This window comes from Vreelandella xerophytica (assembly GCF_968048975.1).
Map to the genome: position 1 here is coordinate 1,200,493 of NZ_OZ309106.1, position 12,136 is coordinate 1,212,628.

General features: G+C 59.8%; 12 protein-coding genes and 4 tRNA genes. 6 read left to right on the forward strand and 10 right to left on the reverse strand.

Annotated features, from left to right (window positions below; genetic code table 11):
* Positions 1-5 precede the first annotated feature (5 nt).
* Positions 6-2,645 carry a Fe/S-dependent 2-methylisocitrate dehydratase AcnD gene (acnD, locus tag ACWF8S_RS05715; RefSeq protein WP_447555882.1) on the forward strand — a complete coding sequence of 880 codons (2,640 nt, stop codon included), beginning with the start codon at positions 6-8 and terminating at the stop codon, positions 2,643-2,645.
* Between the two features lie 72 nt (positions 2,646-2,717).
* The gene (gene prpF / locus ACWF8S_RS05720) at positions 2,718-3,893 is read left to right on the forward strand and encodes a 2-methylaconitate cis-trans isomerase PrpF (protein ID WP_447555883.1); all 1,176 of its coding nucleotides are present in this window, start codon (positions 2,718-2,720) and stop codon (positions 3,891-3,893) included.
* A gap of 49 nt (positions 3,894-3,942) precedes the next feature.
* Here the strand turns inward: prpF and ACWF8S_RS05725 are convergent, their stop codons facing one another.
* Positions 3,943-4,221 (reverse strand): ComEA family DNA-binding protein, encoded by a 279-nt coding sequence (locus tag ACWF8S_RS05725; RefSeq protein ID WP_447555884.1) that lies wholly within the window; start codon positions 4,219-4,221, stop codon positions 3,943-3,945.
* A gap of 253 nt (positions 4,222-4,474) precedes the next feature.
* On the opposite strand from ACWF8S_RS05725, the gene pyrF reads away from it, so the two are divergent.
* A complete protein-coding gene (gene pyrF, locus ACWF8S_RS05730) occupies positions 4,475-5,170 on the forward strand; it encodes an orotidine-5'-phosphate decarboxylase (RefSeq protein ID WP_447555885.1) in 696 nt (231 codons plus the stop codon).
* A 1-nt stretch (position 5,171) separates the two neighbouring features.
* Here the strand turns inward: pyrF and lapB are convergent, their stop codons facing one another.
* The 3 genes from lapB to ACWF8S_RS05745 all read right to left on the reverse strand — a co-directional run bounded on the left by lapB (position 5,172) and on the right by ACWF8S_RS05745 (position 7,097).
* Positions 5,172-6,371: a lipopolysaccharide assembly protein LapB gene (gene lapB / locus ACWF8S_RS05735; protein WP_447555886.1), complete on the reverse strand. Its 1,200-nt coding sequence runs from the start codon at positions 6,369-6,371 to the stop codon at positions 5,172-5,174.
* Positions 6,372-6,677, reverse strand: coding sequence for a lipopolysaccharide assembly protein LapA domain-containing protein (locus ACWF8S_RS05740; RefSeq protein WP_447555887.1), 306 nt, complete (start codon positions 6,675-6,677; stop codon positions 6,372-6,374).
* 123 nt (positions 6,678-6,800) lie between these two features.
* A complete protein-coding gene (locus ACWF8S_RS05745) occupies positions 6,801-7,097 on the reverse strand; it encodes an integration host factor subunit beta (protein WP_227389250.1) in 297 nt (98 codons plus the stop codon).
* A 205-nt stretch (positions 7,098-7,302) separates the two neighbouring features.
* Between ACWF8S_RS05745 and ACWF8S_RS05750 the strand changes: the two genes are divergently transcribed.
* Both ACWF8S_RS05750 and ACWF8S_RS05755 read left to right on the forward strand, forming a co-directional pair.
* Positions 7,303-7,596, forward strand: a complete 294-nt coding sequence (locus ACWF8S_RS05750) for an FAD assembly factor SdhE (protein ID WP_447555888.1) — start codon at positions 7,303-7,305, stop codon at positions 7,594-7,596.
* The gene (locus ACWF8S_RS05755; protein WP_447555889.1) at positions 7,556-7,954 is read left to right on the forward strand and encodes a hypothetical protein; all 399 of its coding nucleotides are present in this window, start codon (positions 7,556-7,558) and stop codon (positions 7,952-7,954) included. Before ACWF8S_RS05750 ends, ACWF8S_RS05755 begins: the two co-directional genes overlap by 41 nt.
* A gap of 207 nt (positions 7,955-8,161) precedes the next feature.
* Here the strand turns inward: ACWF8S_RS05755 and ACWF8S_RS05760 are convergent.
* From ACWF8S_RS05760 to uvrY, 6 genes are all read right to left on the reverse strand, one after another.
* Positions 8,162-8,248, reverse strand: a tRNA-Leu gene (locus ACWF8S_RS05760).
* A 49-nt stretch (positions 8,249-8,297) separates the two neighbouring features.
* A tRNA-Cys gene (locus ACWF8S_RS05765) sits at positions 8,298-8,371 on the reverse strand.
* 82 nt (positions 8,372-8,453) lie between these two features.
* Positions 8,454-8,528: transfer RNA gene (locus tag ACWF8S_RS05770), tRNA-Gly, on the reverse strand.
* A 120-nt stretch (positions 8,529-8,648) separates the two neighbouring features.
* Positions 8,649-9,197: a CDP-diacylglycerol--glycerol-3-phosphate 3-phosphatidyltransferase gene (pgsA, locus tag ACWF8S_RS05775; protein WP_447555890.1), complete on the reverse strand. Its 549-nt coding sequence runs from the start codon at positions 9,195-9,197 to the stop codon at positions 8,649-8,651.
* A 96-nt stretch (positions 9,198-9,293) separates the two neighbouring features.
* The gene (uvrC, locus tag ACWF8S_RS05780) at positions 9,294-11,108 is read right to left on the reverse strand and encodes an excinuclease ABC subunit UvrC (protein WP_447555891.1); all 1,815 of its coding nucleotides are present in this window, start codon (positions 11,106-11,108) and stop codon (positions 9,294-9,296) included.
* A gap of 41 nt (positions 11,109-11,149) precedes the next feature.
* Entirely contained in the window at positions 11,150-11,800 is a 651-nt protein-coding gene (uvrY, locus tag ACWF8S_RS05785) for a UvrY/SirA/GacA family response regulator transcription factor (RefSeq protein ID WP_447555892.1), read from the reverse strand.
* A 182-nt stretch (positions 11,801-11,982) separates the two neighbouring features.
* On the opposite strand from uvrY, the gene ACWF8S_RS05790 reads away from it, so the two are divergent.
* A tRNA-Ala gene (locus tag ACWF8S_RS05790) sits at positions 11,983-12,058 on the forward strand.
* Positions 12,059-12,136: the final 78 nt, after the last annotated feature.

Genomic DNA, 12,136 nt, shown 5'->3' on the forward strand with positions numbered 1-12,136 from the left:
GCTACATGAATACCGACTACCGCAAGACATTGCCGGGCGCCGTCATGGACGGCGAGCCGGTGGACTTTTTCGACGCCCGCCAGGCCATCGACGACATCAAGGCTGGCGCCTACCAGACGCTGCCCTATACCTCCCGGGTACTGGCCGAGCAGCTCGTACGCCGCTGCGCGCCTGAAGACCTGAACGATGCGCTGAACCAGTTGATCGAACGCCGTCGGGATCTCGACTTTCCCTGGTACCCGGCGCGGGTGGTGTGTCACGACATCCTGGGCCAGACGGCCCTGGTGGATCTGGCGGGCCTTCGTGACGCCATTGCCGAGCGCGGGGGCGACCCGGCCAAGGTGAACCCGGTGGTGCCCACCCAGTTGATCGTCGATCACTCGCTGGCGGTGGAGCATAACGGCGATGACGACCAGGCCTTCGACAAGAACCGCGCCATCGAGGACCGGCGCAACGACGACCGTTTCCACTTCATCAACTGGACCAAGGTAGCTTTCGAAAACGTTGACGTGATTCCCCCGGGTAACGGCATCATGCACCAGATCAATCTGGAGAAGATGTCACCGGTGGTTCAGTGCCGGCCGGACGAGCAGGGCGCGCGCGTGGCTTTCCCGGATACCTGCGTGGGCACCGACAGCCATACGCCCATGGTGGACGCGCTTGGCGTGATCTCGGTGGGAGTGGGCGGGCTTGAAGCCGAAAGCGTGATGCTGGGCCGCGCCTCGATGATGCGCCTGCCGGATATCGTCGGCGTCGAGCTGACAGGCTCGCTCGGCCCGGGCGTTACCAGTACCGACATGGTGCTGGCGATTACCGAATTCTTGCGCAAGGAGCGGGTGGTAGGCGCCTACCTGGAGTTTTTCGGGGAAGGGGCCAATGCGCTGAGCGTGGGTGATCGCGCGACGATCTCCAACATGACGCCGGAGTATGGCGCCAGCGCGGCCATGTTCTATATCGATGAACAGACCATCGAGTATCTCAAGCTGACCGGGCGTGACGATGAGCAGATCGCGCTGGTCGAGACCTACGCGAAACATACCGGGCTCTGGGCAGACGATCTGACAACCGCCGAGTACGAGCGTGTACTCGAGTTCGATCTGTCGAAAGTGGCGCGCACGCTTGCCGGACCCTCGAACCCGCACGCTCATCTGCCCACCTCCGAGCTTGCCAGTCGAGGTATCGCGGTCGGTTATGACACCACCCAGGCGGATGAAATGGCGGGAAGAATGCCCGATGGCGCGGTGATTATCGCCGCCATTACCAGTTGTACCAACACCTCCAATCCGCGCAACATGGTGGCGGCGGGGCTGATTGCCCGTAATGCCAACCGGCTGGGGCTGCTCAGAAAACCTTGGGTAAAATCCTCGCTGGCGCCGGGCTCGAAAACGGTGAAGATGTACCTGGACGACGCCGGATTGATGGAGGAGCTGGAAACGCTGGGCTTTGGCGTGGTGGGCTACGCCTGTACGACCTGTAACGGAATGTCGGGCTCGCTTGACCCGCGCATTCAAGAAGAGTTGATCGAACGCGACCTTTACGCCACGGCAGTGCTCTCGGGTAACCGTAATTTCGACGGACGTATTCACCCCTACGCCAAGCAGGCGTTTCTGGCTTCGCCGCCGCTGGTGGTGGCTTACGCCATTGCCGGCAGCATCCGCTTCGATATCGAAAAGGATGTGCTCGGGGTGGACGATGCGGGCCACCCGATCACGTTGAAGGACATCTGGCCCGAGGATGACGAGATCGACGCCATCGTGAAGTCGTCGGTGAAACCCGAGCAGTTTCGCCAGACCTATATTCCGATGTTCGATCTGGATAAAAGCGCTCAGGCGACCATCGACCCGCTTTACAAGTGGCGCCCCCAGAGCACCTATATTCGCCGCCCACCCTACTGGGAGGGCAACATGGCCCGCGCCCGTGCGCTTGAAGGCATGCGTGCGCTGGCGATATTGCCCGACAACATCACCACCGACCATCTCTCGCCCTCGAACGCCATCATGCGCGACAGCGCCGCGGGCGAATATCTGCACAAGATGGGCCTGCCGGAGGAGGACTTCAACTCCTACGCGACCCATCGAGGCGATCATCTGACCGCCCTGCGGGCAACCCTGGCCAATCCCAAGCTCTATAACGAGATGGCCCTCGACGACGCGGGCCACGTGCGTCAGGGCTCGCTTGCAAGGCTCGAGCCCGAGGGGCAGGTGGTGCGCATGTGGGAGGCGATCGAAACCTACATGGCGCGCAGACAGCCCTTGATCATCATCGCCGGCAACGACTACGGGCAGGGTTCCTCAAGAGACTGGGCAGCCAAGGGCGTGGCGCTCGCCGGGGTGGAGGCGATCGTGGCCGAAGGGTTCGAGCGCATTCATCGCACCAACCTCGTTGGCATGGGCGTGATGCCCCTTCAGTTCGAGCCCGGCACCACGCGCAAGACCCTGGCGCTGAACGGCACCGAGGTGTTCGATGTAAAAGGCGATGCCACTCCGGGCGCCACGCTCACTCTGGTGATTCATCGACCCGGCCTCGAGGCCGAGCGCGTACCGGTGATCTGTCGACTCGATACCGCCGAGGAGGTCACGATCTATGCCGCGGGTGGTGTGCTGCAGCGCTTTGCCCAGGATTTTTTGGCGGCCACACCGGCGTAAAAAGTTCGGCCCGCGTGGTCTTTCACTCTTTATTGCCGCTCGGCCTCGCGCCGGGCGTTTCAGGAGCTCTCCATGGCGACGAGTCCGCAAGTCGAAATCCCCGCGACCTATATGCGCGGCGGCACCAGCAAGGGCGTGTTTTTTGCGCTGAGCGATTTACCCGAGGCGGCGCAGACGCCGGGGCCCATACGCGACCGGCTCTTGCTTCGCCTGATGGGAAGCCCCGACCCCTATGAAAAGCAGATCGACGGCATGGGTGGGGCGAGTTCGAGCACCAGCAAGGCGGTGATTCTCGCCAGAAGTGAGTCCAGTGACCACGACGTCGATTATCTCTTCGGTCAGGTCGCCATCGACAGGCCCTTCGTGGATTGGAGCGGCAACTGCGGCAACCTGTCTGCCGCGGTGGGGCCCTTTGCGATTCGCTCCGGTCTGGTGGATGCCTCGAGGATTCCCGACAACGGCGTGGCTGAAGTACGTATATGGCAGGCGAATATCGGCAAGACGATTATTGCTCAGGTGCCGATCACCCATGGCCAGGTACAGGAAACTGGTGAGTTCGAACTCGATGGCGTCACTTTCCCCGCCGCCGAAATCCCCGTCGCATTTGTCGACCCAGCTGACGGCGAGGGGGCTATCTTTCCTACCGGCAACGTGGTCGATGAGCTGGAGATTCCCGGTGTCGGCTCGCTCAAGGCAACACTGATCAACGCCGGAATACCCACGGTGTTCATCAACGCACAGGAGGTAGGCTATTCGGGCATTGAACTTCAGGACGCGATCAACAACGACCCCGAGGCGCTGGCAATGTTTGAAACCATTCGCGCACACGGGGCGGTAAAAATGGGGCTGGTCGCATGTCTTGATGAAGCAGCGGCCCGTCAGCATACCCCGAAGGTTGCCTTTGTCGCTCCGCCGGCAAGCTACAGGGCGTCAAGCGGCAAGGCGATCCAGGCCGAGGAGATCGACCTGGTCGTGCGCGCGCTCTCCATGGGCAAGCTTCACCATGCCATGATGGGCACTGCTGCGGTGGCCATTGCCGCTGCCGCGGCAATCAAGGGCACGCTGGTCAATAGTGCTGCCGGCGGTGGCGAGCGCGACGCTGTCACCTTCGGCCATCCCTCGGGCGTCTTGCATGTGGGCGCCAGGGCAAGCCTGGTGGAAGGGCGTTGGCAGATTGATCGGGCGCTGATGAGCCGAAGTGCGCGGGTGCTGATGAAAGGGGCGGTATGCGTGCCGGGCGATTTTTAAGGGAGGGCGGGCGCCTCAGCCGCGCATTCAGCGGCTGAGGCCTGAAGCATCAGTCTTCGAAGACGATCTGATCTTGCATTCTGCTCACGGTGGCCTCGCCAATGCCGCTCACCCGGGTGAGGTCCTGGGCATCTTCAAAGTCGCCGTTGGCGTTTCGCTCCTCGATGATCGCCATGGCGCGACTGGGCCCGACGCCGGGTAGTTCAGTCAGCAGCTCCTCGTCGGCAGTATTGACGTTGATCGGCGCCACCGCCTGGGCGAATGCGCTACCGGTAAAGCTAAGACTGAATAAAACCGCTGCCAACAGACCCTTAAGCATTGATTGCATAGTGAGCTTCCTTATTGATGTATTTTCATTGCCTCAAGCGTTTTACCAAAGACCGTTTCCCAAGGCCGTTTCCCAAGACCGCTGCCTGAGAAGCCTTCAGCCTTAATCAACCTAATGCTTGAAAAGTGTGGCTGCCATCATCCAGACATGACGCGCGATGTAAGCCAATGACTACCTTGGGCGTCGAAATTGCTTACACGAAAGCGCTGCTCCAGGCTGATATAATGGCGCGGTCTAACTAAGGAGCGCGCCCGTGGCTACAGATTCCCCCCTTATCATCGCCCTCGACTACCCCTCTCTGGATGCTGCCCTTTGCATGGCAGACCAGCTCGACCCCGGCCGCTGCCGCGTAAAGGTAGGCAAGGAGCTTTTCACCCGCAGTGGGCCGGCGGTGCTTGAAGCGCTGCACGGGCGCGGCTTTGAAATCTTTCTGGATCTGAAATTTCACGACATTCCCAATACCGTGGCGGGTGCGGTGCAGGCAGCCGCGGAGCAAGGCGTATGGATGGTCAACGTTCACGCGGCAGGCGGGCGGCGCATGATGAGCGCAGCCGTTGAACGCTTGAACCAGCATGGTCTTTCCACCCACCTGATTGCCGTTACCGTACTTACCAGCATGCAGGGCGATGAGCTGGCCGAAACCGGGGTGGCGGGGGAACTTGATGGCCAGGTGGCGCGGCTTGCCAGGCTGACCCACGAAAGCGGGTTGGCCGGGGTGGTGTGCTCGGCAAAGGAAGTCGCGCAGATCAAGAGGTTGTGCGGCGAGCCATTTTTAAAGGTGACACCGGGTATCCGGCCAAGCTTTGCCACCGCCAACGATCAACAGCGTATCATGACGCCCCGCCAGGCCCTGGAGGCGGGTAGCACGCATTTGGTGGTCGGACGGCCGGTGACTCAGGCTGAAGACCCGATGGCGGCGCTGCAAGCGATCGAGGCAGAAATCGCCTGAATCACTCGCCCTCCACGCCGGTGATCGGTTTGGTCGTGCCCCAGCGCCGACAGCTAGGGCACTGCCACTCCAGCCTGTCACTGGTGAAGCCACAGTGGTGACAGCGGTGGCGGGGCCTGCCTTCAAGCAAGGCATCGGTATGGTGCTTGAGCAGCAATAGTCGAGTATCCGGCGTGGTCTTGCCATCGAGACGTTCGCTTTTCAGATACAGATCGATCAGGTAATCGAGCCCACCCAGGCTTGGCGCTTCACGCAGCCATTCGCCGGTGCGCTCGATGGCGCTATCGACGCCCTCGCGCTGGTCGACAAGCTCGCCCAAGGCGATAATGACACTGGTATAAGGGGCCTGACCCAGCAGTCTGTAGAGATGCGTTTCGAAGCCCTGGGGGTTATCCGAGCGTTCGTAGGCCCGCTTGAGTGCTGACAGCATGGTCGGGATATGGGCGATGTCCTGGCGGGGGATGCGATCCAGCCAGTCGATGGCACGCAGATAGTGGCCGTTTTCCATCTCAAGCTCAGCGTATAAAAGCGTTGCCCGCACACAGGTATCGTCCATTTGCAGCGCTTTTTTAAGGTGTCGACGGGCCAGCGCCCGGCTGGATGCCTGGATCTCTTCAATGGCAAGTTCGCAGTGCCAGTGGGCGGCGGGGCGGCGCATGCCGGGCTGCTGCTTGAGAATCGGTTGTACGGTATCCAGCGCCTCCTGCCACTCGCGCTCCCGATCCAGTAAATCCAGCAGCAACCTCTTGGCGCTCAAGCGGTAGGACTCCTCCGAGGTCTGGATCAAAAGCGCCTTCAGAAGGCGCTGGGCGCGGTCGTGAACTCCCAGGGCGATGAAATCCTGAGCCAGTTCGAGCTGGATATGTTCGTTGGTGGCGGCAGACAGCGAAGGTCGGGCGAGCAGGTTCTGATGAATGCTGACGGCCTTGGCGGCCTCACCCCGGGCGCGGAAAAGCTTGCCGAGAGCGATATGCGTCTCGACCGTCTCGCTATTGACGTCCAGCGCGTTGATGAAGGTGTTGATAGCCTCGTCGGGTTGCTCGTTGAGCAGATAATTGAGCCCGACGAAATACTCCTTGGAAAGCGTGGGCGCGCGCGAGGCCGGGCGGTAACGCTTGCCTTTGGCGCTGTAGCGAATGCCCAGTCCAAAGCCCATGGCAACTGCCGCCAGCAGTATGCCCAACAGCGCGGCGTCCTGCATTTACACCAGTTCCTTGAACTCCTGCGTCCGCAAGCGATCGAGTTCTTTCTGCTGATGTTTGTTATGACGTTCGCTGCGGGCCAGACGCGCTTTCAGACGGATATAGACACCCAGCATTGCCAGCATGCCCAGGATGACGCCGAGGGTCAGCGTGGCCAGAAGCCATACTGAAAGCGATACCGGGGGAAGCTCGGTCCAGATCAGATTCAGGGCAATGGCCTGCTGGTTATTGACGGCGAAGAGAATGCCGACAAGCAGCACCACCAGTAGAATAATGGCCAGTAAAAGCCCTTTGATCCAACGCATGAGAATTTCCTAATCTGTGACGTGCATGGTGGGTCTATTGTGTATGAGTCCGGGCGCGGCGTCATCCTTGAAGTCGCTTACAACGTTGCGCCCGCGGTCGTGCCAGCGAACCCGATGCCCCGTTTAATAACCCAGTGCCCGGCTGGCATCCACCTGTTCGCGCAATTCCTTGCCCGGTTTGAAATGGGGGACGTATTTTCCTTCCAGATCCACCGGGTCGCCGGTTTTAGGGTTGCGGCCCACGCGCGGCTCGCGGTAATGCAGCGAGAAACTGCCAAAACCGCGGATTTCGACTCGCCCGCCGCTTGAGAGGGCGTCGGTCATATCGTCCAATATAATACGTACCGCCGTCTCGACTTCCTTGGCGGATAGCTCCGGTTGACGCATCGCGATTTGTTCGATTAATTCAGACTTGGTCATCGGTTGGCTCCCTGCAAACGTTAAAGGCCGTATGGGCTTGCGACCTCGATAACATCCACTTCAGCATACTGCGCATTTTGATATAAAACAATTTAGATAAAACAAGGTACTAGGTCGAATAACAGCATAGGCGAAGCGGGCTGCTGGCGCGACCCTGTGGCTTAGGTATACTAACTTTTCATTTTCGAATTCCTAGAGGTCCACCTTGAGCGACGATACATCCCCGGAGGCCATACTCCGTAAACGGCTTTACTGGCATTCACGCCGCGGCATGTGGGAGCTGGATCTACTGCTTATCCCCTTTCTGGAAAAGCGCTTCGATTCGCTTTCAAGCGAAGATAAATTGGCGTATCAGCGCTTGATCGAGGAGGAGGATCAGGATCTATTCGTTTGGCTGATGCATCGGGAGTGGCCAAGCGACCCCGATCTTCGCCGCCTGGTACAGATGATTGTCGAGCATGCTGAAACCACCGATAACAGTGCCTATCGCACGCTCTAGCTACCCTGCGCTGATCCATTCACTGCTGGCGGCGGGAATCATGGGCGTATGCCTTGCGTTCGCGCCGCATCCATGGGTGCTGGCGGCCCTGCTGCCCGTGCTTTGCTGGATCTATAGCCAAGCCAGGTGCCAGCCGGTGGGCACGCTTTATGTCCAAAAGTGGGAGGATGCGCTTTACGCGCGGTGGCTGCTGCAAAACGGGGAGCTTGGCGATCAGCGGCCGCTGCAGTGTCACTATCTGGGACCCTGGCTTCTAGGCCTGGATGTGGGGGGAACTCGATTATGGCTCTGGCCGGACAGCCTGCCGGATCACACCCATCGGGTGCTGCGGCGTCTACTCCATCACCCGGGCCGCTAGATCGAAGATGGGGATACCTGTACTTGCGCGTATAAGACAGACACGCATCAGAAGGGGAAGGCGTCGACAAGCAGGCTCAATGCGATGTGCTAAAAGAAGCGCTCGCAAAAAAGAGGTGCTTGAAACCGGAGGCGAGAATTCCAGAAATGCTGGAAATTGAACGGTTTCTGGAAATGAAGCAGATGTCGAACATGGAGTAGAACAAGATGGTGCCCGGAGCCGGACTTGAACCGGCACGGGGTTACCCCCGAGAGATTTTAAGTCTCTTGCGTCTACCGATTTCGCCATCCGGGCGTATAGCAGCGGCCATGACGGAGGGCGTCAAGCCGCTGCTATTGAGATATGGAGGCTGGAGTCGGAATCGAACCGGCGTACACGGAGTTGCAGTCCGCTGCATAACCACTCTGCCATCCAGCCTTGGAGTCGATGGAGCGGGTAAGGAGATTCGACCGGGCTGGCGTTCCAGCTTTCGACCTAATGCTTGACCTGCTGTCCAAAATGGAGCGGGAAAAGAGATTCGAACTCTCGACCCTCGCCTTGGCAAGGCGATGCTCTACCACTGAGCTATTCCCGCTCGACTCGAGGGCGAATTATACGCACTGACGCGAGCTTGTCAATCGAAGAAATGCTCAATGCGTACAACAGGATAGTGGCTTGCTGATTCATCGTTCAGGCACCGGGCATCCCCTGGCGCCTACATGGAACGGCTGAGGTGCGGCCAGGCAGCGCGCAGATACTGATACATCGACCAAAGCGTCAGGATCGCTGCCACGTAGAGGGTAACCACGCCCAGAAGCGCCACGTCGTGCCCCGGGGGAAAGGCCAGCAGAATAAGCAGCGCCACCATCTGCAGGGTGGTCTTGAGCTTGCCGATCCAGGAGACGGCTACCATGCCGCGCTTGCCCATTTCCGCCATCCACTCGCGCAGAGCCGAGATCACGATTTCCCGCCCGATGATCACCAGTGCCGGCAGGGTCAGCAGCATGGCGTCAAAGCGTTCGATCAAGAGCGCCAGCGCCACGGCGACCATCAGCTTGTCCGCCACCGGGTCCAGGAAGGCACCGAAAGGGGTGGACTGGTTCCAGAGCCTGGCCAGATAGCCATCCAGCCAGTCGGTGATCGAGGCCAGGGCGAACAACGCCGCCGCGACCGGCATGCTCCAGCTGAAAGGCAGATAGAAGAGCACCACCAGAAGCGGAATGAAAACGATTCTTGCCAGAGTCAATATGTTGGGTATATTCATCGCAGGGCGCGATCCTTGCCGGAGAATCAGAAAGTCGGTCGTGTATCTGGGGTATTCTATCCGCCTTGGCACTTGGCATCCATGCCAAGTGCGGGTTTATCCGTTCAGAGCCTGATATATCGTGGTTGCCATGGCTGCACTGATGCCCGGCACCCGGGCAAGCTCATCCCGGCTGGCCTTTTGCACGCCCTGTAGTCCACCGAAAAAGCGCAGTAGTTCGCGCCGACGTTTCGGGCCGATGCCAGGGATATCCTGCAGGGTCGATGTGCGTCTGGCCTTGTCCCGCTGGGCGCGGTGCCCGGCGATGGCGAAGCGGTGCGACTCGTCACGAATATGCTGAATCAGGTGAAGCGCCGGGGAGGCGGGGTCCAGTGGCAGGGGGTTGTCACTGCTTTCCAGAAAGAGCGTTTCCAGTCCCGCCTTGCGCGTAGTGCCCTTGGCGACGCCCAGGAGCATGATACCGCTTACTTCCAGCTCGCTGATGACGCTCCGAGCCATGTTCAGCTGACCTTTGCCGCCATCAACGATCAGGATATCCGGCGCGACCGCTTCACCGCTTTTGACGCGTTTCAAGCGTCGGGTCAGCGCCTGTTGCATGGCGGCGTAGTCATCGCCTGCGGCCACACCTTCAATGCGGAAATGGCGATAGTCGCTCTTGCGCGGCCCTTGCTGGTCGAACACCACGCAAGAGGCGACGGTGGCTTCGCCCTGGCTGTGGCTGATGTCGAAACACTCCAGCCGCTCGGGAACCCGTTCAAGGCCCAGTGCCTTTTGCAGCGCTTCGAAACGCGCCATGAGCTGGGTCTTGTTGGCCAGTTGCGAGGCAAGCTGCTGCTCGGCGTTGGTCATGGCCAGGTGCTGCCACTGGGCGCGATGGCCGCGCACCTGGTGGGCCACGCGTACCCGTTTGCCGGCCTGCTGGCTCAGCGCATCGGCGATCAGCTGACTATCCATCAGGGCATGGCTGGTAATCACTTCGGCGGGGATAGTATGGGGCTGGCCGAAATAGTACTGGCTGACCACCTCGGTCAAGAGCATCTCATCAGAGAGCTCCAGATCGTTTTTTGGCGTGTGGTGGCGCGCGCCCAGCAGTCGGCCATCGCGAATGCTCATGATCGAGATGCCTTGAGCGCCGGGGCGATGGGCGAGGGCGAAAATATCGGCATCGCCGCTTTCGTTATCCACGAACTGGCGCTGCTGAAGCTGGCGAAGTTTCAGGATCTGGTCGCGAAGGCGGCCGGCTTCCTCGAAATTCAGCGCCTGGCTGGCCGCTTCCATCTCGTCGCTCAGCGCCGTGGTGACGTTATCGCTCTTGCCCTCCAGGCACATCACCGCGTGCTCCACATCGCGCTGGTACTCCTCCTGGGAGATATAGTCGACGCACGGGGCGCTGCAGCGATCGATCTGGTACTGAAGACACGGCCGGCTGCGGTTGGCGAATACGCTGTCTTCGCAGTTGCGGATGCGAAAGATCTTCTGCATCAGCGTCAGGCTTTCTTTCACCGCGCCGCTGCTGGGGTAGGGGCCCAGGTAACGGCCGTCACCGCGGCGCTGGCGCGCGCGCTTGTACTCCAGGGCCGGGTAGGGATGACGGTCGGTGACAAAGACAAAGGGGTAGGATTTATCGTCGCGCAGCAGGATGTTGTAAGGCGGACGCAGTTCCTTGATCAGCGTCTGTTCCAGCAGCAGCGCTTCGGTTTCGCTACGGGTAACGGTCACCTGGATGTCGTCAATGCGCGCCACCATTGCCTGGGTCTTGGCATTGAGCTGACCACGAAAATAGCTTGCCAGGCGCGCTTTGAGCCGCTTCGCCTTGCCGACGTAGAGCGTGTTCTGTTGGTCATCAAGCATGCGGTAGACACCGGGGGAGGTGCTGACCGAGCTCAAGAATTGCTTGGCATCGAAAGTCATAAGGCGCTTAGAGGAGCTAGGGCAGGAACGAGATGGTAGGACTATCCTTGGCGCGCGTCAAAGCCCTCTACCAGCCCGTGGCGCAGGGCAAGATGGGTAAGCTCCACGTCACTTGCCACGTTGAGTTTGTCAAACAGTCGGTAGCGGTAGGTGTTGACCGTCTTGGGGCTCAGGTGAAGTCGGTCGGAGATATCCTGAACACGCTGGCAGTTGACGATCATCATGGCGATCTGCAGCTCGCGCTGGGAAAGATGGCTGAACGGGCTGTTCTCTTCGGTGAAATGGGAAAGGGCCAGGCGCTGGGCAATCTCCTGGCTGACATAACGCCCGCCATTGAAGACCTGGCGAATGGCCGACGTCATTTCCGTGGCATTTGCCCCCTTGCTCAAAAAGCCCGAGGCGCCGGCCTCCAGCATGCGCCTCAAGATGCTGTCTTCCATATAGGCGGTCAGGATCAGCACGCGCACATCCTTCATGGTACGACAGATACGCCGGGTGGCCTCGAGCCCACCAATGCCGGGCATGCGAATGTCCATCAATACCAGATCCGGTTTCAGCTGGCGACATAGCGAGACGGCACCCTCGCCATCGTCGGCTTCGCCTGCGATGGTGATATCGCGCTCCTGGTTTAGAAGGTGTGCGATACTGGTCCTCACCAGGTGGTGATCATCAGCAATGAGAACGTTAATCACGTGAGTTGCTCCTGAATCATTGCGCCTGAATTCCGGTAATCGCCCGGTGCGCCCGACACTAGAGTGCCATAGCTTTCGACAAAGGAAAATTAGTAAGTGAAACTCAAAATGGTAACTTGACCTGTCTCAATATCTGCTTTAATATTCGCCGCGCACTTGGTAAGCAGTCAGATCGCTTACGTGGGGCCTTAGCTCAGCTGGGAGAGCGCAACACTGGCAGTGTTGAGGTCAGCGGTTCGATCCCGCTAGGCTCCACCAAATTTCAAAAAGCCCCGTTTCCGACGGGGCTTTTTTTGTGTTCAGCTTTCCTGTAACCGATGTTTCAAAAGGCGCGCC